Source organism: Streptomyces sp. NPDC002125 (assembly GCF_053593715.1).
In genome coordinates, this window is the sequence record NZ_JBSFDD010000016.1 from 14,282 (window position 1) to 37,223 (window position 22,942).

At 71.0% G+C, this 22,942-nt stretch carries 20 protein-coding genes; 4 read left to right on the forward strand and 16 right to left on the reverse strand.

Annotated elements, in window-relative coordinates; genetic code table 11:
* Nucleotides 1-5: 5 nt before the first annotated feature.
* Nucleotides 6-692: an MBL fold metallo-hydrolase gene (locus tag ACWCQM_RS24980; RefSeq protein ID WP_450917381.1), complete on the reverse strand. Its 687-nt coding sequence runs from the start codon at nt 690-692 to the stop codon at nt 6-8.
* Nucleotides 693-840: 148 nt separating this feature from the next.
* On the opposite strand from ACWCQM_RS24980, the gene ACWCQM_RS24985 reads away from it, so the two are divergent.
* Together ACWCQM_RS24985 and ACWCQM_RS24990 are read left to right on the forward strand one after the other, a co-directional pair.
* Nucleotides 841-1,629 carry a peptidylprolyl isomerase gene (locus ACWCQM_RS24985; protein WP_450917382.1) on the forward strand — a complete coding sequence of 263 codons (789 nt, stop codon included), beginning with the start codon at nt 841-843 and terminating at the stop codon, nt 1,627-1,629.
* A gap of 188 nt (nt 1,630-1,817) precedes the next feature.
* Nucleotides 1,818-3,047 (forward strand): DUF349 domain-containing protein, encoded by a 1,230-nt coding sequence (locus tag ACWCQM_RS24990; RefSeq protein WP_450917383.1) that lies wholly within the window; start codon nt 1,818-1,820, stop codon nt 3,045-3,047.
* A 103-nt stretch (nt 3,048-3,150) separates the two neighbouring features.
* Here the strand turns inward: ACWCQM_RS24990 and ACWCQM_RS24995 are convergent, their stop codons facing one another.
* The 15 genes from ACWCQM_RS24995 to pgsA all read right to left on the reverse strand — a co-directional run bounded on the left by ACWCQM_RS24995 (nt 3,151) and on the right by pgsA (nt 18,587).
* Nucleotides 3,151-5,808, reverse strand: a complete 2,658-nt coding sequence (locus ACWCQM_RS24995) for a RelA/SpoT family protein (protein ID WP_450917384.1) — start codon at nt 5,806-5,808, stop codon at nt 3,151-3,153.
* Between the two features lie 170 nt (nt 5,809-5,978).
* Complete coding sequence (locus tag ACWCQM_RS25000) at nt 5,979-6,536, reverse strand: adenine phosphoribosyltransferase (protein ID WP_450917385.1); 558 nt, start codon at nt 6,534-6,536, stop codon at nt 5,979-5,981.
* Entirely contained in the window at nt 6,533-7,639 is a 1,107-nt protein-coding gene (gene secF, locus ACWCQM_RS25005; protein WP_450917386.1) for a protein translocase subunit SecF, read from the reverse strand. The genes ACWCQM_RS25000 and secF overlap by 4 nt, the downstream gene beginning before the upstream one ends.
* Before the next feature lies 1 nt (nt 7,640).
* The gene (gene secD, locus ACWCQM_RS25010) at nt 7,641-9,401 is read right to left on the reverse strand and encodes a protein translocase subunit SecD (RefSeq protein ID WP_450917387.1); all 1,761 of its coding nucleotides are present in this window, start codon (nt 9,399-9,401) and stop codon (nt 7,641-7,643) included.
* Nucleotides 9,402-9,548: 147 nt separating this feature from the next.
* Nucleotides 9,549-10,034: a preprotein translocase subunit YajC gene (gene yajC, locus ACWCQM_RS25015; protein WP_450917388.1), complete on the reverse strand. Its 486-nt coding sequence runs from the start codon at nt 10,032-10,034 to the stop codon at nt 9,549-9,551.
* Nucleotides 10,035-10,202: 168 nt separating this feature from the next.
* On the reverse strand, nt 10,203-11,288 hold the full coding sequence (gene ruvB, locus ACWCQM_RS25020; RefSeq protein ID WP_450917389.1) for a Holliday junction branch migration DNA helicase RuvB: 1,086 nt from the start codon (nt 11,286-11,288) through the stop codon (nt 10,203-10,205).
* Nucleotides 11,289-11,371: 83 nt separating this feature from the next.
* Nucleotides 11,372-11,998 (reverse strand): Holliday junction branch migration protein RuvA, encoded by a 627-nt coding sequence (ruvA, locus tag ACWCQM_RS25025; RefSeq protein ID WP_073751674.1) that lies wholly within the window; start codon nt 11,996-11,998, stop codon nt 11,372-11,374.
* Entirely contained in the window at nt 11,995-12,528 is a 534-nt protein-coding gene (ruvC, locus tag ACWCQM_RS25030; protein WP_450917390.1) for a crossover junction endodeoxyribonuclease RuvC, read from the reverse strand. The genes ruvA and ruvC overlap by 4 nt, the downstream gene beginning before the upstream one ends.
* A 112-nt stretch (nt 12,529-12,640) precedes the next feature.
* A complete protein-coding gene (locus ACWCQM_RS25035) occupies nt 12,641-13,393 on the reverse strand; it encodes a YebC/PmpR family DNA-binding transcriptional regulator (protein WP_073751670.1) in 753 nt (250 codons plus the stop codon).
* A 61-nt stretch (nt 13,394-13,454) separates the two neighbouring features.
* The gene (gene pdxT, locus ACWCQM_RS25040; protein WP_450917391.1) at nt 13,455-14,048 is read right to left on the reverse strand and encodes a pyridoxal 5'-phosphate synthase glutaminase subunit PdxT; all 594 of its coding nucleotides are present in this window, start codon (nt 14,046-14,048) and stop codon (nt 13,455-13,457) included.
* 6 nt (nt 14,049-14,054) lie between these two features.
* The gene (pdxS, locus tag ACWCQM_RS25045; RefSeq protein WP_450917392.1) at nt 14,055-14,975 is read right to left on the reverse strand and encodes a pyridoxal 5'-phosphate synthase lyase subunit PdxS; all 921 of its coding nucleotides are present in this window, start codon (nt 14,973-14,975) and stop codon (nt 14,055-14,057) included.
* A 135-nt stretch (nt 14,976-15,110) separates the two neighbouring features.
* On the reverse strand, nt 15,111-15,656 hold the full coding sequence (locus ACWCQM_RS25050; RefSeq protein WP_450917393.1) for a hypothetical protein: 546 nt from the start codon (nt 15,654-15,656) through the stop codon (nt 15,111-15,113).
* Nucleotides 15,657-15,838: 182 nt separating this feature from the next.
* On the reverse strand, nt 15,839-16,999 hold the full coding sequence (locus ACWCQM_RS25055) for a glycosyltransferase family 4 protein (protein WP_450917394.1): 1,161 nt from the start codon (nt 16,997-16,999) through the stop codon (nt 15,839-15,841).
* The gene (locus ACWCQM_RS25060) at nt 16,996-17,919 is read right to left on the reverse strand and encodes a phosphatidylinositol mannoside acyltransferase (RefSeq protein ID WP_450917395.1); all 924 of its coding nucleotides are present in this window, start codon (nt 17,917-17,919) and stop codon (nt 16,996-16,998) included. Before ACWCQM_RS25060 ends, ACWCQM_RS25055 begins: the two co-directional genes overlap by 4 nt.
* On the reverse strand, nt 17,916-18,587 hold the full coding sequence (gene pgsA, locus ACWCQM_RS25065; RefSeq protein ID WP_450917396.1) for a phosphatidylinositol phosphate synthase: 672 nt from the start codon (nt 18,585-18,587) through the stop codon (nt 17,916-17,918). The genes ACWCQM_RS25060 and pgsA overlap by 4 nt, the downstream gene beginning before the upstream one ends.
* Before the next feature lie 277 nt (nt 18,588-18,864).
* Between pgsA and ACWCQM_RS25070 the strand changes: the two genes are divergently transcribed.
* Together ACWCQM_RS25070 and ACWCQM_RS25075 are read left to right on the forward strand one after the other, a co-directional pair.
* Nucleotides 18,865-21,090, forward strand: a complete 2,226-nt coding sequence (locus ACWCQM_RS25070; protein ID WP_450917397.1) for an elongation factor G-like protein EF-G2 — start codon at nt 18,865-18,867, stop codon at nt 21,088-21,090.
* Between the two features lie 156 nt (nt 21,091-21,246).
* Nucleotides 21,247-22,917, forward strand: a complete 1,671-nt coding sequence (locus ACWCQM_RS25075; RefSeq protein WP_450917398.1) for a hypothetical protein — start codon at nt 21,247-21,249, stop codon at nt 22,915-22,917.
* Nucleotides 22,918-22,942 lie beyond the last annotated feature (25 nt).

Here is a 22,942-nt window from a genome sequence, read left to right on the forward strand (position 1 = left end):
TCTCGTCACATTCCTCGGCGGGGCGCGTCCAGGCCGTGCAGATACGGATTGGAGGCGCGCTCGCGGCCGATGGTCGTCTGGGGGCCGTGGCCGGACAGCACCACGGTCGAGTCGTCGAGCGGCAGGCACACACGGGCCAGCGACTCGAGCAGCTCGGCGTGGTCGCCGCCGGGCAGGTCGGTGCGTCCGACGGAGCCGGCGAAGAGCAGGTCGCCCGAGAAGAGGACCTGCGGGACATCCGCGGCCTCGGACATCCTGAACGTCACCGACCCCTTGGTATGGCCGGGCGCGTGCGCGACGCCGAACTCCATGCCCGCCAGCTTCAGCCGGGCGCCGTCGGCCAGCTCCTTGACGTCGTCGGGCTCGCCCACGGTCAGCTCGCCCATGAGCGGCATCCCGATGGAGCGGCCGAGGGCCTTCTCCGGGTCGCTCATCATGTAGCGGTCCTCGGGGTGGATCCAGGCGGGGACGTCATGGGCGCCGCAGACGGGGACGACCGAGGCGACGTGGTCGATGTGGCCGTGGGTGAGCACGACGGCGACGGGCTTGAGCCGATGCTTCTTCAGTGCTTCCTCGACGCCCTGGGCGGCCTGGTGGCCGGGGTCGATGATCACGCACTCCTCGCCTGCGGCGGGGGCGACCAGGTAGCAGTTGGTCCCCCAGGCCCCGGCGGGGAACCCGGCAATGAGCACGATCGTCCTTAGTGTTCGTCCGACGAGGAGGGCCGCGGAGGGGAAGGCGGCAGATCAGAGCCTACCGGCGCTCCTCATTCCACAGCTAACCCATATACCGTACGGGGCAATCCAGGCCCGATCACACGACGTACAAGGAGACCATCCGGTGGTCAGCAGCGATCAGCGGCGGCGGCAGCTCGCCCGGGAGAAGTTCGAGCGGCAGCAGCAGCGCCGGGAGGAGGCCCGCCGCAGGACCAGGCGCCTCACGGCGATCATCGCTTCGGCGGTGGCCGTGGTGGCCGTCATCGGCGTGGGCTCGTACGTCCTCATCGACGGTGACGACGCGAAGAGCTCCGCGGACGCGGCCGCGAGCGCGAGCCCCTCGGCCTCTCCCTCGGCGAGCGAGAGCAGTGCGCCCGAGCCCGAGATGACGATCGACAAGAAGGCGAAGTACACGCTGGCGCTCAAGACGAGCCAGGGTGACATCGGGATCGCCATGGACGCGGCGAAGACCCCGCACACCACCAATTCCTTCAAGGCCCTGGCGGACAAGAAGTACTTCGACGGTACGAAGTGCCACCGCCTGACCACGGAGGGCATCTTCGTCCTGCAGTGCGGTGACCCGAAGGGCGACGGCACGGGCGGTCCCGGCTACACGATCCCCGACGAGAACCTGACGGCGCTGGGCAAGGCGGGCGACGACGGGGCGGTGACCTATCCGGCGGGCACCGTCGCGATGGCGAACACCGGCCAGCCGGGCACCGGCGGCAGCCAGTTCTTCCTGGTCTACAAGGACACCAAACTCCCGCCCAGCTACACGCCGTTCGGCACCATGGACGCGGCCGGTCTGAAGGCCGTCAAGAAGATCGCCGAGGCGGGCGTCGTGGACGGTGCGGGTGACGGTGCTCCGAAGAAGACCGTCACCGTCGAGAAGGGGACCGTCGAGAAGGCCTGACGCCCGAAGTGGCCACCCTGCGTCCGTCCCCGGGGCGGACCGGAGAATTTCAGCCGCGCTGAGTGCGGACAGCCGGGTGGCCGGTCGCCTAGATTGGCGTTGTGGAGGGCGGGCGCTGCCCGCCCCAGGAAACTGTGGACGATGCACGGGGGGCGAACCCCCTCGATGCATCAGGTGGAGGAGGCGCTGTGAGCAGCGACCCGTGGGGCCGTGTCGATGAGACGGGCACCGTGTACGTGCGTACAGCCGAGGGCGAGCAGGTCGTCGGATCGTGGCAGGCCGGTTCCCCCGAGGAGGCCCTGGCCTATTTCGAGCGCAAGTACGAGGGCCTGGTGGTCGAGATCGGCCTCCTCGAGCGGCGGGTGAGGACCACCGACCTCTCGGCGAAGGACGCCACGGCTGCGATCGAGCACCTGCGCCAGCAGGTCGACGAGCACCACGCCGTCGGTGACCTCGCCGCGCTCGGCAAGCGGCTGGACACCCTCGTCGCGACGGTCGACTCCCGCCGTGAGGAGCGCAAGGTCCAGAAGGCGAAGCAGACCGACGAGGCCCGTCAGGCCAAGGAGGCGCTCGTCGTCGAGGCGGAGGAGCTGGCGCAGAGCGAGCAGTGGCGGTCCGCGGGTGAGCGCCTGAGGGCGCTCGTCGACACCTGGAAGGGGCTGCCTCGTCTGGACCGCAAGTCCGACGACGAGCTGTGGCACCGCTTCTCGCATGCCCGTTCCGCCTTCTCCAAGCGCCGCAAGGCGCACTTCGCCGCGCTGGACGCCCAGCGCGAGGATGCCCGCAAGGCCAAGGAGAAGCTGGTCGCCGAGGCCGAGTCGCTCTCAAGCTCGACCGACTGGGGCGCGACGGCGGCCCGTTACCGCGACCTGATGACCGAGTGGAAGGCGGCGGGACGCGCACAGCGCGAGGCCGAGGACGAGCTGTGGAACCGCTTCCGCGGCGCCCAGGACGTCTTCTTCGCGGCTCGCAGCGGTGTCTTCGCCGAGCGGGACGCGGAGCAGGGCGAGAACCTCAAGCTCAAGGAGGAGCTCGCGACCGAGGCCGAGAAGCTCGTCCCGGTGACGGATCTGAAGGCGGCCAGGGCCGCGTTCCGTTCGGTCAACGAGCGCTGGGAGGCCATCGGCCACGTCCCGCGTGACGCCCGCCCGAAGGTCGAGGGCCGGCTGCACGCGGTGGAGCGCGCGCTCCAGGAGGCCGAGGAGTCCGAGTGGCGCCGGACGAACCCGGAGGCGCGTGCGCGTGCCGCGGGTCTGACCGGTCAGCTCCAGGCGGCCGTCGACAAGCTGCGCACGCAGATCGACACGGCACGCGCCTCGGGCAACAACGCCCGGGCCGACAAGCTCTCCCGTGAGCTGGAGGGCCGTCAGGCGCTGCTGGACCAGGCGCTGAAGGGCCTGGAGGAGTTCGGCGGCTGAGCCTGCTGCCGTCCAGGCACCGTGGGAGGGGCTCCCGTACGCGTCATGCGTACGGGAGCCCCTCTCGCGTGTGGCTGCGACGCGGGCGCACGGCCGACAGCTCTCAGGGCCGACGGGCCGACGTCACCCGGTAGACGTCGTAGACGCCCTCCACGCCCCGTACGGCCTTCAGTACATGTCCCAGGTGCTTCGGGTCGCCCATCTCGAAGGTGAAGCGCGAGGTGGCCACCCGGTCGCGGGAGGTCTGCACGGCCGCCGACAGGATGTTCACGTGCTGGTCGGACAGGACACGCGTGACGTCCGAGAGCAGCCGCGACCGGTCCAGCGCCTCGACCTGGATGGCGACGAGGAAGACCGACGACTGGGTGGGTGCCCACTCCACGTCGAGGATGCGCTCGGGCTGCTGCGAGAGCGAGTCGACGTTCACGCAGTCCGCGCGGTGCACGGAGACTCCGCTGCCCCGGGTCACGAATCCGATGATCGGGTCGCCGGGAACGGGCGTGCAGCAGCGGGCCAGCTTGACCCAGACGTCCTCGACGCCCTTGACGACGACACCCGGATCCCCCTTGGACCGGCGCTTGCTGCGGCCGTGCGAGGGCGGCGAGCTCTCCGCAAGGTCCTCGTTGGCCGCGTCCTCGCCGCCGAGGGCCTGGACGAGCTTCTGGACGACGCCCGCCGCGGCGACATGGCCCTCGCCGATCGCCGCGTACAGCGAGGAGATGTCCGGGTAGCGCATCTCGTGCGCCAGCGTGACCAGGGAGTCGCCCGTCAGGATGCGCTGGATCGGCAGGTTCTGCTTGCGCATGGCCCGCGCGATGGAGTCCTTGCCCTGCTCGATCGCCTCGTCCCGGCGCTCCTTGGAGAACCAGGCCCGGATCTTGTTGCGCGCCCGGGGCGACTTGACGAACTGGAGCCAGTCCCGGGAGGGTCCGGCGCCCGCCGCCTTCGAGGTGAAGACCTCCACCAGGTCGCCGTTGTCGAGCGTCGACTCCAGGGGGACGAGCCGTCCGTTGACCCGTGCTCCTATCGTCCGGTGGCCGACCTCCGTGTGGACCGCGTACGCGAAGTCGACCGGCGTCGCGCCGGCGGGCAGCGCTATCACGTCGCCCTTCGGCGTGAAGACGAAGACCTCGTTGCGCGAGAGGTCGAAGCGCAGGGACTCCAGGAACTCGCTGGGGTCCTCCGTCTCCTTCTGCCAGTCGAGGAGCTGACGCAGCCACGCCATGTCGTTGACGGTGTCCTGGCCCCGGCCGCCGCCCGTGTTCTTGGGGACGTCCGTGCGCACCTTGGAAGCGCCCGCGACGGCCTCCTGCTTGTACTTCCAGTGCGCGGCGATGCCGTACTCGGCGCGGCGGTGCATGTCGAACGTACGAATCTGGAGCTCGACGGGCTTGCCGCTGGGACCGATCACCGTGGTGTGCAGCGATTGGTACATGTTGAACTTGGGCATCGCGATGTAGTCCTTGAACCGCCCGGGCACCGGATTCCACCGGGCGTGGACGGTGCCGAGCGCCGCGTAGCAGTCGCGGACGGTATCGACGAGGACGCGGATGCCCACCAGGTCGTAGATCTCGGCGAAGTCGCGGCCCCGCACGATCATCTTCTGGTAGACGCTGTAGTAGTGCTTCGGCCGGCCGGTGACGGTGGCCTTGATCCGGGCGGCGCGCAGGTCGGCCTGGACCTCGTCGGTCACTATGGCGAGGTACTCGTCGCGCTTGGGCGCGCGCTCGGCGACGAGGCGGACGATCTCGTCGTACATCTTGGGGTAGAGGATCGCGAAGGCGAGGTCCTCCAGCTCCCACTTGATGGTGTTCATGCCGAGGCGGTGGGCCAGCGGCGCGTAGATCTCAAGGGTCTCGCGGGCCTTCTTCTCCTGCTTCTCCCGCTTGAGATAGCGCATGGTGCGCATATTGTGCAGGCGGTCGGCGAGCTTGATGACCAGGACCCGCGGGTCCTTGGCCATGGCCACGACCATCTTGCGCACGGTCTCGGCCTGGGCCGCCTCGCCGAACTTGACCTTGTCCAGCTTGGTGACGCCGTCGACGAGCAGCGCGACCTGGTCGCCGAAGTCCTTGCGCAGGGTGTCGAGGCCGTACTCGGTGTCCTCGACGGTGTCGTGCAGCAGCCCGGCCATCAGCGTCGCCGGGTCCATGCCGAGCTCGGCCAGGATCGTGGTGACGGCGAGGGGGTGGGTGATGTACGGGTCGCCGCTCTTGCGCTTCTGGCCGCGGTGCCAGCGCTCGGCGACCTGGTAGGCCTTCTCGATCTGGCGCAGCGTGGCCGACTCGATCTTGGGGTCGTTGCCGCGGACCGTGCGCAGGAGGGGTTCGAGGACCGGGTTGTACGGGCTGGAGCGCTGCACGCCCAGACGGGCGAGGCGGGCCCGGACCCGGTTGGAGGAGCCGCCGGAGCGGGCCGTCGCCGGCGGGGGTGCGGCGGCGGGCTTGGCGGCCGGGGGCTTCGCCGGAGTGGGGGCGGGAGCCGGTGCCGGGGGCTGCGGCGCGGGCGATCCGGTGGCGGGCTTCGCCGGGGGTGCCTGCTTCGCCGCGGAGGGTCCGGGCGCCGCCTTCGTGCCGGGCGGCGGGGCCGGCTTCGCCGGTGTGGCGGAGGGCTGGGGAGCCTGGGCGGGGCCCTGCGTGTGCTCGCCGGCAGGCCCGGGCTCGGCCGCTGCCGCGTCGGGCCGCGCCTTTCCGGGCGTGGCGGGGGCCGCAGCGGGCTTATCGGGCTGCGGGGCGGCGACTGGCTGGACCTCGTCTGGCAAGAGCGCTCCTCGTGCGGATCCGGGCTACCGGAAAGCCCATGGTAACGACCCCGGGGCGGGTCCTCGCCCGGGGAGTGTGGATCCCCTCACCACACGGGACGGGCACCCGGATGTTCCCGGGTGCCCGTCCTGTTGCGTCCCTGCACGCGCTGTGACCGCGCGGCTGCGGCTCAGAGGGTGATCAGAGCCTCCAGCGGGGCGTCACGCAGCCCCGTCTCCAGCCGGGCACGGCCCGCGAGGAAGCCGAGCTCCATGAGGACCGCCACCCCGGCGACCTGGGCACCGGCCCGCTGGATCAGCTCCAGCGAGGCCTCGGCGGTGCCACCGGTGGCCAGGACGTCGTCGATCACCATGACCCGGTCGTCGGCGGACAGGTCCTCGGCGTGGATCTCGATCTCCGCGGTGCCGTACTCCAGCTCGTAGGCCTGCCCGAGCGTGGCTCCGGGGAGCTTCCCGGCCTTGCGTACCGGTACGAAGCCGATCCCGGCCCGCACGGAGACGGGCGCGGCCAGGATGAAGCCGCGCGCCTCCAGGCCGACGATCTTGGTGGCGCCGTGGCGTACGCACAGCTCCACGAACCAGTCCGTGAGCGCGGTGAAGGCCACCGGGTCCGCGAGCAGCGGGGTGATGTCCTTGAACAGCACGCCCGGCTTCGGATAGTCCGGAACGTCACGGATCCGGCTGAGCAGGAGCTCCCGGGTCGTCTCGTCGATGTCCGTGCTGGTCATCGGCGGTTCCTCGGGGTCCGGCCGTGTCCGCCGGGCTGGCGGCGCTGGCCGATCACGGCGCCTGCGGGCTCGCCGTCCTCGACGTCCTGCTCCCGGTCGTCACGCTCGTCCTCGACGGACTCGCCCTTGGCCGCCGCGGCGGCACGCTTGGCGAGGATCCGCTTCTTCAGTGCCTTTATCTGCGGCTCGCGCTCCTTGAGGTCGGCCACCAGCGGGGTGGCGATGAAGATCGAGGAGTACGCACCGGCGGCGAGGCCGACGAAGAGGGAGAGCGAGATGTCGTTCAGCATGCCGGCGCCGAGGACACCGCCACCGATGAACAGCAGACCGGCGACCGGCAGCAGCGCCACGACGGTGGTGTTGATGGAGCGCACCAGCGTGCCGTTGATGGAGCGGTTCGCGATCTCGCTGTAGGTCCAGCGGGTCTGCTTGGTGATCCCGTTCGTGCCCTCCTTGAGGCTGTCGAAGACCACGACCGTGTCGTAGAGGGAGTAACCGAGGATGGTCAGCAGACCGATCACGGTGCCCGGGGTGACCTCGAAGCCGACGAGGGCGTAGACACCGACCGTGATGGTGATGTCGTGGATCAGCGCGATGAGCGCGGCGACGGCCATCCGCCATTCGAAGGCGATGGCCAGGTAGACCACCACGAGGACCATGAAGATGCCGAGGCCCGCCCAGGCCTTGTTGGCGATCTGCTCGCCCCAGCTGGGGCCGACGAGGTCCGCGTTGATCTGCGCCTCGGGGATGCCGAGGTCCTCGGAGAGCTGGGCCTTGATCTCGTCCGCCTTGGCGGTGTCGACCTCGGTGATCTGGATGCGGAGCCCGCCGTTGCCGAGCTCCTGGACGATCGCCTCGTGGCCGGAGGCCGCGACCGCGTCCTCGTGGGCCTGGGAGACGGAGACCTTGGCCTTGGTGTCGGTCGTGAAGACCGCGCCGCCCTTGAACTCGATGCCCATGTTCAGGCCGCTGACCGCCAGGCCGAGGATGGCCGTGATGGTGATCAGGATCGAGACGCCGTACCAGATCTTGCGCTTGCCGATGAAGTCGTAACCGACCTCGCCACGGTAGAGCCGGGCGCCGAGATTGCCGAGTCGCGACATCTCACGCCTCCTTCGGGTGGTCGGTACGGACGTTGACGCGGCGCGAGCGGCGCAGCGGCGGCTTGGCGCCGAGCCGCTTCGGGTCCAGGCCGGACCACGGGTGACCGCTGCCGAAGAACTTCGTGCGGGCCATCAGCGTCATGACGGGCTTGGTGAAGAGGAACACCACGACGACGTCGAGCAGGGTCGTGAGGCCGAGCGTGAACGCGAAGCCCTGGACCTTGCCGACCGTGACGAGGAAGAGCACGGCCGCGGCGAGGAACGAGACGAAGTCGGAGACCAGGATGGTGCGCCGGGCACGGGGCCAGGCACGTTCGACGGCCGGACGGAGCGTGCGGCCCTCCCGGATCTCGTCCCGGATGCGTTCGAAGTACACGATGAACGAGTCCGCGGTGATACCGATCGCCACGATGGCACCGCAGACGGCCGGGAGGTTCAGCGCGAAGCCGATGGCCGGGCCGAGCAGGGCCATGATCGTGTACGTCAGGATGCCGGAGGCCAGCAGGCTGAGGAGCGCGATGAGCGCCAGGCCGCGGTAGTAGGCCACCAGGTAGATGACGACCAGGGCGAGGCCGATGGCGCCGGCGATGAGGCCGGCCTCCAGCTGCTCGCCGCCGAGCGCGGCGGTGACCGTGGTGACGGTGTCCTCGCTGAAGGACAGCGGGAGCGCACCGTAGGAGAGGACGTTCGCGAGGTCCTCGGCGGACTGCTGGGTGAAGCTGCCGGAGATCTCGGCGCTGCCGCTGAGCGTCTCGTTCACCTGGGGCGCGGAGACGACCTCACCGTCGAGGGAGATCGCGAACTGGTTCATCGGCGACGTCTGCGTCGACAGCTTCTTGGTGATCGTCTGGAACTTCTTGGAGCCCTTGTCGGTGAACTCCATGGAGACGAGCCAGATGCCGCGCTGCTGGTCGAACTGGGCCTTCGCGTCGTCGACGTCCGTACCGGAGACCTCGGCGGGGCCGAGGAGGTACTTGGCGTCACCCTCGGAGCTGCACGCGACGGTGGGGTCCTCGGGCTTGACGCCGTCGCCCGCCTTGGCGCGGGCGGCCGTGTCGGTGCAGTCCAGCGCCGTGAACTTCTTCTCGAGCGCCGCGGTGGCGGCGTCGGGCGTCTCGGTCGCGGCGGGGGTCTCCGAGGACTCCGCCGCACCGGAGGCGCTGGCGGAGGGGGTCGGCGTGGCGTCCTTCTTCAGGGCGTCGGTGACGGCACGGCCCTGGGTGGTGGCGCTCGCCGAGGGCGTCGCCTTCGAATCGGAGGCCGTTTCCGGGTCGGTCGCCTTCGCGCTGGGCGTGGCGCTCGCCTCACCGGAGCCGCTCGCGGACGGGCTCGCGGAGCCTTCGGGCGTCGGCGCGCCGCTGGTGACCGTGAGCACGGGCCGGAAGTAGAGCTGGGCGGTCGTACCGACCTGCTCCCGGGCCTGCTTCGAATTCGTCCCCTTGGGGATGTTCACGATGATGTTCGACGCGCCCTGCGTCTGAACCTCGGCCTCGGAGACACCCAGACCATTGACACGGCGTTCGATGATGCTGACCGCGGTGTTCATGTTGGTCTCGTTGATCGCGTCAGGCTTGCCGGGCTGGCTCTTCGCCTTGAGCGTGATCGAGGTGCCGCCTGCCAGGTCGATCCCGAGCCGGGGCGTGGTGTGACCGGACAGGAACATCCCGCCGGTCAGCGCGACCATGGCGATGAGGATCAGAGCCAGGGCGCGGCCCGGCCTGCCCTGACCGGTTGAGCCCCGGCCTTTCTTCGGTGCTGCCACCTTTTCGTTTCTCCCTGTCCAACCGCCCCGCGCCGGGTATGCGCCCGAGCGGCCACTGAGTGATGTGGGGACCCGACCCCGCAGAAGGGTCCACGGCCCGCGAGACGCCGGACACCCGCAGGCGTCCGGCGTCCGGGGAACGTGGAACTACTTCGCGTCGCTCTCGCCGTCGGCCTTGGCGTCCTTGACCTCGGAGCCCTTGGCGTCGGCGTCCTTCGGCGCGGCGTCCTCGGCCTTCTTGCCGAGGTCGATCTTCGCGTCGTCGTCGGCCGCGTCCGCCGCCACGGTCTCACCCTCGGTGAGCGAGGAGGCGTCGTCCGGCACCACGGTGCCGTCGGTCTCCAGCTCGTCGTCGCCGTGGACGATGCGGTTGTACTCCGCGTCGTCGAGGACGGCACCGATGGCGTTCTTGGCGTAGACGGCGTGGACGCCGGGCGCGACCTCGAGGAGAACCGTGTCGTCCAGGACCTCCTTGACGGTGGCGTACATGCCCCCGATCGTCCGGACGCCGGTGCCCGGCTGCATTTCGTTGCGCATCTGCGCAGCCGCCTGCTGCTTCTTCTTGGCGGACCGGGTCATCAGGAACATGGCCCCGATGAGCACGATGAAGGGGAGGAGGGTCACGAGACTCACGGGACGGAACTTCCTTCGCACGACCACGCTGGATCAACGCGGCCTGGTCTACGGGGGTGGGTACACCGACCTGTACGGGCGGCATCGGCGGAGTCTAAGCGAGTCCGCATCATTGGAACAACGTCCAGCATCGCACCGTGGTTCCCCTCCTGGCCAACCCGTCCTGTGTCACGCCCCGAACAGGCCCTGTTGTCCCTTTACGCCGTGCTGCGGGGGCACCAGCCCGAGGTGGGCCCAGGCGGCGGGGGTCGCGACCCGGCCACGCGGCGTCCTGGCGAGCAGTCCTTCCCGTACGAGGAAGGGCTCGGCGACCTCCTCGACCGTCTCGCGCTCCTCCCCCACCGCCACCGCGAGGGTGGAGAGCCCGACGGGGCCGCCGCCGAAGAGCTTCAGCAGGGCGCCGAGCACGGCACGGTCCAGCCGGTCCAGGCCGCGGGCGTCGACCTCGTAGACCCTCAGGGCCGCGGCGGCGATGTCCCGGTCGATCCGGCCCTCGGCCTTGACCTGGGCGTAGTCCCGGACGCGGCGCAGCAGCCGGTTGGCGATACGGGGGGTGCCCCGGGACCGGCCCGCGATCTCGGCGGCGCCCGCCGGGTCTATGGCGACGTCGAGCAGTCCGGCGGAGCGGTGGATGACCCGCTCCAGCTCGGTGGGGGCGTAGAACTCCATGTGCCCGGTGAAGCCGAAGCGGTCGCGCAGCGGGGGCGGCAGCAGCCCGGCCCTGGTGGTCGCTCCGACCAGCGTGAACGGCGGGAGCTCCAGCGGGATGGCGGTGGCGCCGGGGCCCTTGCCGACGATGACGTCGACGCGGAAGTCCTCCATCGCCATGTAGAGCATCTCCTCGGCGGGCCGCGACATGCGGTGGATCTCGTCGAGGAAGAGGACCTCGCCCTCCTGGAGCGAGGAGAGGATCGCCGCGAGGTCCCCGGCGTGCTGGATGGCGGGGCCGGAGGTGATCCGGATCGGGGCGCCCATCTCCGCGGCGATGATCATGGAGAGGGTGGTCTTGCCGAGGCCGGGGGCGCCGGAGAGCAGGACGTGGTCGGCGGTGGCTCCCCGGGCGCGGGCGGCCTTGAGGACCAGGTCGAGCTGTTCGCGGACCTTCTCCTGGCCGACGAATTCATGGAGGTCCTTCGGGCGCAGGGCGGCCTCGACCGCGGTGTCCTCGCCGTCCGCGACCCCGGCGACCAGGCGGTCGTCCAGCCGCTCGTCGGCCAGGTCGCCGGTGTCGGGTCCGGTCTCGTCCCAGTTCATCTCGTCAGTCCCGCCTCGGGTGTTTCGGTACCGGTCCGTGCGGTGTTCCGGCCGGCGTACGGGGGCGTGCAGGCCCCCCGGGGTCAGCGTGCGCGGTTGAGTGTCTGCAGTGCGGCGCGCAGCAGCTGCGGCACGGGGGCCTGGCCGCCCTCGGCGAGCGCGGCCTCGGCCTGCGGTGCCACGGCGCTCACCGCCTCGTCGGCCTCGCGGGTGGCGTATCCGAGGCCGATCAGGGCGGCCTGCAGCTGATCGCGCCAGGAGGAGCTGACGGCGGTGCCGATGCCCTGCTGGCCGATGTGCGCCCCGACCGGCTCGCCGAGCCGGTCCTTGAGTTCGAGGAGGAGCTTCTGGGCGCCCTTCTTGCCGATGCCGGACACGGCGGTGAGGGCCTTCTCGTCCCCGGTGGCGACGGCGATGCGCAGGGCGTCGGGGCTGTGGGTGGCGAGCATGGCCTGGGCGAGCCGGGGGCCGACACCGCTGGCGGTCTGGAGCAGCTCGAATACCTGACGCTCGTCGTCGTCGGCGAAGCCGTAGAGGGTGAGCGAGTCCTCGCGGACGACCAGGGAGGTGGCGAGCCTGGCCTCCTTGCCGATCCGCAGGCCGGCGAGGGTGTCGGGCGTGCACTGGACGGCCATGCCGATGCCGCCGACCTCGATGACGGCCGTGGCCGGGGCGAGGGCGGCCACCGGGCCGGAGACGAAGGCGATCATGCGGTGCGGCCTTTCAGCGTGCGGTGGGCGGCGACGGCCTGCTGCAGTCGGTTCTGCGCGGGTGCGCGCCAGATGTGGCAGATGGCGAGGGCGAGGGCGTCGGCGGCGTCGGCGGGTTTCGGCGGCGCGTCGAGCCGCAGCAGCCGGGTCACCATCGCCCCGACCTGGGCCTTGTCGGCGCGCCCCGACCCCGTGACGGCGGCCTTGACCTCGCTGGGGGTGTGCAGGGCGACGGGGATGCCGCGGCGGGACGCGCAGAGCATGGCGACCGCGCTGGCTTGGGCGGTGCCCATCACCGTACGGACGTTGTGCTGGGCGAACACCCGCTCCACGGCGACGAACTCGGGCCGGTGCTCGTCGAGCCAGCGCTCGATGCCCTGCTCGATGGCGACGAGCCGGTGGCCGAGCTCCGCGTCGGCCGGGGTGCGCACGACTCCGACGCCGGCCATCGTGAGCGGCCGGCCCGCGACTCCCTCGACGACTCCGACGCCGCACCGGGTCAGCCCCGGGTCCACTCCCAGCACCCGCATGAAAGGGCCCCCTCCGCCGTTCGGTCACCTGTTCCCGCAGGCTATCGGGTCGCACCGACAATGCGACGGGCCGACGGGGTGTGTCCCGTCGGCCCGTCGCGGTTCAGCGCCCTCAGGCGTCGACCTTCTCCATGACCTCGTCGGAGACGTCGAAGTTGGCGAAGACGTTCTGCACGTCGTCGCTGTCCTCCAGCGCGTCGATCAGCTTGAAGATCTTGCGCGCGCCCTCTTCGTCGAGCTCGACCTGCATGGTCGGGACGAAGTTGGCCTCGGCCGAGTCGTAGTCGATGCCGGCCTCCTGGAGCGCGGTGCGGACCGCGACCATGTCGGTGGCCTCGCTGAGCACCTCGAAGGTGTCACCGAGGTCGTTGACCTCCTCGGCACCCGCGTCGAGCACCGCGCCGAGCACGTCGTCCTCGGACAGCTCGGCCTTGGGGACGATCACGACGCCCTTGCGGTTGAACAGGTACGAGACCGAGCCCGGGTCCGCCATCGAACCGCCGTTGCGGGTCATGGCGACGCGGACGTCGGAGGCGGCACGGTTGCGGTTGTCGGTGAGGCACTCGATGAGCACCGCGACGCCGTTCGGACCGTAGCCCTCGTACATGATCGTCTCGTAGTCGGCGCCACCGGCTTCGAGGCCGGCACCGCGCTTGACCGCCGAGTCGATGTTCTTGTTCGGGACCGAGCTCTTCTTGGCCTTCTGGATGGCGTCGAAGAGAGTCGGGTTGCCGGACACGTCGGCGCCGCCCGTGCGGGCCGCGACCTCGATGTTCTTGATCATCTTCGCGAAGAGCTTGCCGCGCTTGGCGTCGATCACGGCCTTCTTGTGCTTCGTCGTAGCCCATTTAGAGTGGCCGGACATCTGCCTTCTCCTTCGCGTCACCAAAATCGATCCGAACCCGAGAGATCCTACCGGGATCGAATCAGCCCACGGCGCGCACCATGTCGGTGAAGAGCGCGTGCACACGGTGGTCGCCCGTCAGCTCCGGGTGGAACGACGTCGCCAGGGCGTTTCCCTGGCGTACGGCCACGATATGGCCGCCGTGCACCGCGACGACCTGCGCGGCCGCTCCGACCGACTCCACCCAGGGGGCCCGGATGAAGACGCCCTCGACGGGTCCGCCAGGCACTCCGTCCATCTCGACGGCCGCCTCGAAGGACTCGTTCTGCCGCCCGAAAGCGTTACGGCGCACGATCATGTCGATGCCGCCGACCGTCTCCTGGCCGGAACGGGGATCGAGGATCTTGTCGGCGAGCATGATCATCCCGGCGCAGGTGCCGTAGACCGGCATCCCGGCGGCGACCCGCTCGCGCAGCGGTTCCAGCATGCCGAAGAGGACGGCCAGCTTGGACATCGTGGTGGACTCACCGCCGGGTATGACGAGACCGTCGACCTCGGCGAGCTCCTCGGGCCGCCGGACCGGCCTGGCCAGGGCGTCCGCCGAGGCCAGGGCGATCAGGTGTTCCCGTACGTCGCCCTGGAGAGCCAGGACTCCGATGACAGGGGTGTCGGTCATCCGCGCTTACCAGCCGCGGTTGGCGTAGCGCTCGCCCTCGGGCAGCGTGTCGCAGTTGATGCCGACCATGGCCTCGCCCAGGTTGCGGGAGGCGTCCGCGATGATCTTCGGGTCGTCGTAGAAGGTGGTGGCCTTCACGATGGCGGCGGCGCGCTTGGCCGGGTCGCCGGACTTGAAGATGCCGGAGCCCACGAAGACGCCCTCGGCCCCGAGCTGGCGCATCAGGGCTGCGTCGGCGGGGGTGGCCACGCCGCCGGCCGAGAACAGGACGACGGGCAGCTTCCCGAGCTCGGCGACCTCCTTGACCAGCTCGTACGGGGCGCGGAGTTCCTTGGCGGCGGCGTACAGCTCGTTGTTGTCGTAGCCGCGCAGCCGGGCGATCTCGTTCTTGATCTGGCGCAGGTGCCGGACGGCCTCGACGACGTTGCCGGTGCCGGCCTCGCCCTTGGAGCGGATCATGGCCGCGCCCTCGGCAACGCGGCGCAGGGCCTCGCCCAGGTTGGTGGCGCCGCAGACGAAGGGGGTCGTGAAGGCGAACTTGTCGCTGTGGTTGACCTCGTCGGCCGGGGTGAGGACCTCGGACTCGTCGATGTAGTCGACACCCAGGGACTGGAGCACCTGGGCCTCGACGAAGTGCCCGATGCGGGACTTGGCCATGACGGGGATGGAGACCGCCTCGATGATCTCCTCGATCATGTTGGGGTCGGACATCCGGGCCACGCCGCCGTCCTTGCGGATGTCGGCCGGCACCCGCTCCAGGGCCATGACGGCCACGGCGCCCGCGTCCTCGGCGATCTTCGCCTGCTCGGCGTTGACGACGTCCATGATCACGCCGCCCTTGAGCTGCTCGGCCATGCCGCGCTTGACTCGGGCGGTGCCGGTGGCCGGGGTCTCGGTGGACTGCGGGGTGCTGGGAAGCGTGGACACGGAAGGACCTCACTGGGGTGGAAGAACTGGATTCTGCAGACCTGAGCAAACGCTCCGGAAGCAGTCCACAGCAAGGGCCAATGAGCACCCTGTGGATCGTTCTGAGCCCCGCGGCTCCTCGACCTGATGCCGTCCTCAGCTGCCGGGGCGGTCCGCCAGGGCGACCGGCGGCTCGTCGTCCATCTCGAACGCGAGCGGGAACGGGGCGTGCCCCGCCAGCCGGAACAGCCGCACCGTGCGGTGCCTGCGCAGCGCCCGGGCGGCGCGCACCGCGTCGTTGTGGAAGCGGCGCGCCATCGGCACGCGGCGTACGGCGGCGGCCAGCTCCTTCGCCGCGTCCTCGCCGCCCGGGACCTCCTTCACCGCGTCGACCTGCGCGGTCTCGCCGAACACGGCCCGCAGGGCGGTGCTCAGCTCGCTCTCGGCGACCTCGCGCTGCTCCTCCTCGGCCTGCCGCGCCGCGTGCGCCGCCTCGTACAGGACGATGGACGCCGCGGGGTCCAGGACACCGGAGGTGGCCAGCTCCTGGGTGACCGAGGCGCGTCGCAGCAGCTGGGCGTCGAGTGCCGCGCGGGCCGCGTCGATCCGGGCGTGGAGCCGGTCGAGCCGCCCGGCGGTCCAGCTGAGGTACAGGCCGATCGCGACGAGCGCGGCGACGGTCCAGATGAGGATTTCGATCACGGGCGGAAAGGCTACCGTCGGCGGGCCCCGCCCGGACCGCCGGTACGCCCCGGAGCCCGCTGCATGCCCCCGGACCGGTACACCCCCGACCCCGGAACGCCCCGCACCCGCCGGTACGCCCCGGAACCGGACCGCCGGTAGGCCCCGGAACCGGACCCGCACATACGCCCCCGGTGCGGCCGTCAGTCCCTGGCGAGGCCGAAGCGCGCCCGCAGCCCGGTGCGCTCGTCGGTGTCCACGGCCGCCGCCCCGTCCGTGACCGTCTCGTACACCGCGAGGATGTCCGCGCCGACCGTCGTCCAGTCGAAGCGGCGCACATGCGCGCTGCCCCGCTCCCGCAGCCCCTCGCGCCGCCCGGGGTCGCCGAGCAGCCGGATCGCCGCGGCGGCCAGCGCTTCCGCGTCCTCGTTGGCGAACAGGTCGCCCGCGGCGCCCTGGTCGAGCACCTGCGCGAAGGCGTCCAGGTCGCTGGCGAGCACCGGCGCGCCCGCCGAGAGCGCCTCGACCAGGATGATGCCGAAGCTCTCGCCGCCGGTGTTGGGCGCGACGTACACGTCGACGCTGCGCAGCAGCCGTGCCTTGTCCTCGTCGCTCACCATGCCGAGGAATTCGACGCGCTCCCGCATCTCCTTGGGCAGGGAGGCGACGGCCTCCTCCTCATCACCGCGTCCCGCGACGAGCAGCCGGGCCTTCGGGCGGGCGGCGAGGATCGCGGGGAGTGCCTTCATCAGGACGGGCAGTCCCTTGCGCGGTTCGTCGATGCGCCCTATGAAGCCGAGCGTGCCGCCCTGCCACTCGGCCTTCGGCTCGGCGCCCGCGAAGAAGTCCACGTCGACGCCGTTGGGGATGACCACGGCGTCCCCGCCGAGGTGCTCGACCAGGGTCCGCCGGGCGTACTCGCTGACCGCGATCCGCGCGCTGATCTTCTCCAGCGCGGGCTGGAGGATCGGGTACGCCGCGATCATGGCACGGGAGCGGGGGTTGGACGTGTGGAAGGTGGCCACGATCGGCCCCTGCGCCGCCCAGCAGGTGAGCAGACCCAGCGAGGGCGCGGTGGGTTCGTGGATGTGGATGACGTCGAAGGTGCCGTCGTTGAGCCAGCGCCGCACCCGCGCGGCGGAGAGGAAGCCGAAGTTCAGCCGGGCGACGGAGCCGTTGTAGGGGACGGGCACGGCCCGGCCGGCGGACACGACGTACGGCGGCAGCGGCGTCTCGTCGTCGGCGGGTGCGAGCACCGAGACGTCGTGGCCGAGGCGGATCAGGTGCTCGGCCAGGTCGCGGATGTGGAACTGCACCCCGCCCGGCACGTCCCAGGAGTACGGGCAGACGATGCCGATCTTCACGGAGCTTCTCCCTGGGGTTCCAGATCGGAGATCCAGAGCCGTTGCAGCATGTGCCAGTCCTCCGGATGCTCGGCGATACCGGTGGCGAAGGCGTCGGCCAGCGCCTGTGTCATGGAGGACGTCTTCTCGGCGCGATCGCCTGACTCCGGTACGGCGACGGGCGGATGGACCCGTGCCCCCATGACCGGCGTGCCGTCGTACCAGAGGGTGACGGGCAGCAGCAGCGCGCCGGTCTGCTGGGCCAGCAGCGCGGGGCCCGCGGGCATCCGCGCGGTGTCGCCGAAGAAGTCCACCTCGACGCCGGAGGCCGACAGATCGCGGTCGGCGACGAGGCAGACCAGTCCGCCCGCGCGCAGCCGGCGGGCCAGCATGCCGAACGCGGCGCCCCCGTTGTGCGGCAGGACCTCCATGCCCAGGCCCTGGCGGTAGGCCACGAAGCGGTCGTAGAGGGTCTCCGGCTTCAGCCGCTCGGCGACCGTCGTGAAGGGCACCTTCAGGTCCGTGGTGACCCACGCGCCCGCCAGGTCCCAGTTCCCCAGGTGGGGCAGCGCCAGGATGACGCCCTGGCCCGCGTCCAGTCCCTCCGTGAGCCGGTGGGCGTCGGTGACGTCGATGGAGTCCTTGATCCGCTGCGGGCTCCAGGTCGGCAGCCGGAAGGACTCCATCCAGTACCGCATGTACGAGCGCATGCCGGCCTTGGACAGCTCGGCGAGCCTGGCCGCGTCCGCGTCCGGCACCACCCGGGCGAGGTTCGACTCCAGGCGCAGCACCGACTTCCCGCGCCGCTTCCAGACCTGGTCGGCCAGGGTGCGGAAGAGCGCGGCGGCCGCGGGCTCGGGAAGCTTCTTGACCGCGCCCCAGCCGAGGCCGTACAGCCCGTCCGTGAGGCGTTCCTTCAGGTCGGATCCGGTGCCGCTCACTGTGCGGACTCGCTCCCGCCCTGGGCGGCGGCCGCCGCGGCGTCGGCCTCGGCCGACTCCCTGCGCACGGTCACCACCCGCTGGATCAGCGTCACGAGGCTGCCCGCGGCGACGATCCACAGCGCGATCGGCAGCAGGACCTGGATGCCGGGCACCCCGAAGCCGTGCAGTCCGGCGAGACCGGCGGCGACCAGCGAGATCACGAGCCGCTCGGCGCGCTCGACGAGGCCGTTCACCGCGACCGGCAGGCCGATCGACTCGCCGCGCGCCTTGGTGTACGAGACGACCTGGCCGCTGGCCAGGCAGAAGATCGCGACCGCGCAGAGGACGTTGTCGTCACCGCTGCCCGCGTACCAGAGCGCGAACCCGGCGAAGATCGCCCCGTCCGCGACCCGGTCGAGCGTCGAGTCCAGGAACGCGCCCCACCGGCTGGAGATCCCGGCCTGCCGGGCCATGTTGCCGTCGACCAGGTCCGAGAAGACGAAGACCGTGATCACGATCGTGCCCCAGAAGAACTCCCCCATGGGGAAGAAGACCAGCGCACCTGCCATCACTCCGGCCGTGCCGACGAGAGTGACCGCGTCGGGGCTGACCCCGAGGCGGAGCAGCAGAGCGGCGAACGGTGTGAGGACACGCGTAAAAAATGCACGCGCGTACTTGTTCAGCATGGCCTTCCCGAGGTTCGGTGGGCGCCGTGCGACCCCTTCGGCCACCGGCTGGCCCATCGTAGTCACGAGCCGTGCCGGGCCGGGCCGGGGCACCCCGTCCCGCCGGATGTCCCCGAAGTCACGCCTCCCCGTGCGCGACGTATGGACGGCACCGGACACCGGTGAAAAGCTCGAAGGACCGCGGGCGTCGCCGGAGCCGCCGCGACGGCTCCGCCCCGCCCGTGCATCCACTCCCCGGACATCGCGGCACTGCGCCACCTATCGGGAGGCACGCATCATGGGCGACAGGACACATGCACACACCGGGGCCGCCGGCAGGGCGCCGACGGCCGGCCGGCCCGCTTCCCTGCGGAACGTGGTGCTGGTCGGCCACAGCGGCTCGGGCAAGACCACGCTGGTCGAGGCACTCGCGCTGACGGCCGGGGCGCTCAACCGGGCGGGCCGGGTCGAGGACGGGGCCACCGTCTCCGACTACGACGAGATCGAACAGCGCCGACGGCGTTCCGTACAGCTCTCGCTGGTCCCCGTCGAATGGGGCGGCCACAAGATCAATCTGCTGGACACCCCCGGCTACGCGGACTTCGTCGGGGAGCTCAGGGCCGGTCTGCGCGCGGCGGACGCGGCCCTCTTCGTCGTCTCGGCCGCCCAGGAGGCCGACGCCGTGGCGGGGACCACCCGCGCCGTCTGGGAGGAGTGCGCGGCCGTCGGGATGCCCCGCGCCATCGTGGTCACGCACCTGGACACCGCGCGCACGTCATTCGAGGAGATGACCCGGGTCTGCGGCCGGATCTTCGGCAACGACGACCCCGACGCCGTACTCCCCCTCTACCTCCCGGTGCAGGGCCCGGAGGGCCCCGACGGACACGCCCCGCTCACCGGGCTCACGGGACTGCTGACCCAGCGGATCTTCGACTACTCCTCGGGCGAACGGCAGGAGAACCCGCCCGCCGGGGAGCAGCGGGGACCGCTCCAGGACGCCCGCAACCGGCTCATCGAGGGGATCATCGCCGAGAGCGAGGACGAGACCCTGATGGACCGCTACCTCGGCGGCGGCGAGATCGACGTGGCGACCCTCATGGGCGACCTGGAACGCGCCGTGGCGCGCGGCTCCTTCCACCCGGTCCTCACCGCCGCCCCGGCCGCCGAGGGCGCGGCCCAGGGCATCGGCACCGTGGAGCTCCTGGACCTGATCACCAAGGGCTTCCCCTCTCCCGTGGAGCGCGCCCTCCCCGCCGTCAGCACGCCGGACGGCACCCCGCGCCCCGCCCCCGCCTGCGATCCCGGGGCGCCGCTGGTGGCCGAGGTCGTGAAGACGGCCTCCGACCCCTATGTCGGCAGGGTCTCCCTGGTCCGTGTCTTCTCCGGCACCCTCCGTCCCGACGAGACCGTGCACGTGTGCGGCCACGGGCTCACCGAACCCGGCGGGGCGACCCGTCCCTTCCACGAGGCCGATGTGCGCGTGGGGGCGCTCACCGCGCCCTTCGGCAAACAGCAGCGCCCCCTGGACCAGTGCGTCGCCGGTGACCTGGCCTGTGTGTCGAAGCTGGGCGGGGCGGAGACCGGCGACACCCTCTCGGGCACCGGTGAACCCCTGCTGATGGAGCCCTGGAGCATGCCCGACCCCCTGCTCCCGCTGGCGGTGCGCGCCCACGGCAAGGCCGACGAGGACCGGCTCTCGCAGGGCCTGGCGCGCCTGGTGGCCGAGGACCCGACCATGCGCCTCGAACAGAACCAGGACACCCACCAGGTCGTCCTGTGGTGCATGGGCGAGGCCCACACCGACGTCGCCCTCGAACGCCTGCGCAGCCGGTACGGCGTCCAGGTCGACGCCGAGCCCCATCGTGTCCCCCTGCGCGAGACGTTCGCCTCCCGGACCGTCGGGCGCGGCCGTCACGTCAAGCAGTCGGGCGGCCACGGCCAGTACGCCATCTGCGAGATCGAGGTGGAGCCGCTGCCTCCCGGCACGGGCATCGAGTTCGTCGACAAGGTGGTCGGAGGCTCGGTACCGCGCCAGTTCGTCGCGTCGGTGGAGAAGGGCGTACGCGCCCAGGCGGCCCGGGGGGTCGCGGCGGGGCATCCGCTCGTCGACGTACGCGTGACCCTGCTCGACGGGAAGTCGCACTCGGTGGACTCCTCCGACGCCGCGTTCCAGACCGCCGGCGCGCTGGCGCTGCGCGAGGCAGCCGCCGACACCCGTATCCAGCTGCTCGAACCCGTCGCGGAGGTCGCCGTGCTGGTCCCCGACGACTTCGTGGGGGCCGTGATGAGCGACCTCGCGGGCCGGCGCGGCCGGGTCGTCGGCACCGAACAGACCGCCGGGGAGCGGACGCTCGTGCGCGCCGAGGTCCCCGAGATCGAGATCGGCAGGTACACCGTCGACCTCCGCTCGCTGACGCACGGCACCGGGCGGTTCGACCGGGCGTACGCCCGGCACGAACCCATGCCCCCACAACTCGCCGATCGCCTCCGCGAATCACAGGAAAACACCGCAAAAGTCAGCTAGCCGACCGGATATGGCGACTTCCGCCCGCCCCGGCCACGTCGTCCGGGCGGGCGCACGGCCCGGACGATAGTCTGTGGTCCCAGCTCAGAAGGTGTGCGACGTACGGTAGTTGGGAACAGCCGCAGGAGCAGGCCGTGCGGGCGAGTGGGGGCGACAGTGGCCAACGACGGATTCGATTTCTCTCCTGGAGCGCAGATCCCGCTCCAGGGTTCGGGCGGACAGGCGGTGGCGACCAACGCCCTCGCCTCCGCCGCGTACCGCGACAGCGACGTGGCGGAGATCCTGAAGGCCAACAGCGAATGGCACAAGTCCGAGGTGAAACCGGGCGAGTCCAAGCTGTTCAAGTCCGACTACTTCAAGCCGAATCTGGGCGAGGCCTACTCCAGGGCCGTCCAGGAACGCATGCTCGGCGGCGGCCGGAACGCGCTCATCCAGTCCTTCGGCACCGACCCGCAGACCGTCGTCGAGCACTGCCTGTCCGCCACCCGGCTGCGCAAGGCACGTGACACCAAGCTCACGCTGATCACCGCCGTCTGCGGGTTCCTCTTCCTGCCGGGCATGCTGCTGTGGGTGCTCGCCTTCCGGCTGCGCGACTCGCTCAACAAGTCCAAGGACAAGTTCTTCCAGGCACTGGGCGGTGTCCTGCTCGTCGTGCTCGGCGCCGCCGCCGCGTTCTTCCTGATCGCCATGCCGCTGACCGGCTTCCTGGCCCTCTATCTGCGCGCCGCCGCCGTCGCCCCGCTGATCGGCTGGCTGCTCGCCAAGCGGGTCGCCGAGACCTCGACCAAGGACCTGCGGGCCCGCTGGGAAGGGCTGCTCTCCGGCTCCGGCGTCAGCGCGAAGATCCCCGAGGCCGTGCCCAAGAACCCCAACGAGACGGCCCGCGAGGCCCTGCGCCAGGGCCTGGAGAAGCTCTCGGCCGAGCAGCAGTCCAACTCCGTCTTCTACGCCGGTCCCAAGGGCGTCCTCGGCATGGGCACCCGCTGGGGCAGCTGGCAGCTCGCCGAGGAGCTCACCCCCGAGGACCCCACGAAGGAGATCCACCAGTTCCGCAGCTGGGATGTCGTGCGCGCCATCCACGACCAGCTGAAGATGCTGGAGCGCGGCCCGCTGAACACCGGCGGCTTCCCCACGCCGTCCGTGAAGCACTGGATCGTCTCCCCCGTCGGCGAGAACGCGGACTCCGTCTCCCGCCCCCAGGGCGAGGACGTCGCCACCTTCCAGGTCAAGCCGCACGAGATACAGCGCATCTGCAACCACCAGCAGTTCGGCAGCGGCGACCGCCACTACCTGGGCGTGCAGTTCGTCCTCTGGGACGGCCAGCTGGTGATCACCATGCTGATCAGCGTCACCGTGCTCCACGAGACCCTGCGCATCGAGGTCACCGGGCACGCGCTCGGCCCCGTCCACGGGCTCTTCCTCACCAAGCCGGAGGCACCGACCAAGACGGTCAAGAAGGCCGTCAGGTTCTGGGAGACCCGCAAGATCTCGCTCCCGCTCGTCAAGGCGAGCGAGGTCGTCAGGCTCGCGCTGCGCGCGCCCTTCACCTGGTACCCGCCGCTGCTCGACTACCTGGGCGGCAAGATCGTCCTGCCCGAGCCCTTCGGGCTGCGTCACGCCTGGGCGGCCAAGCCGTGGGGCCACCGCTTCATGGCGGACGACGCCATGCGGACGGCGACCCCGGTCCTGCGCGTCGTCCACTCGGCGACGATGCGGGTCCTGAAGGAGCACGGCGTCGACACCGAGCGCTTCGACAACCGCTCCATGATCCTCAGCGGCCTGGTCCAGGACCCCGCCCCGAGGAAGGCCGACGTCTACGACGCCTGACCGCCCGGGGCGGGGTACGGGCGGA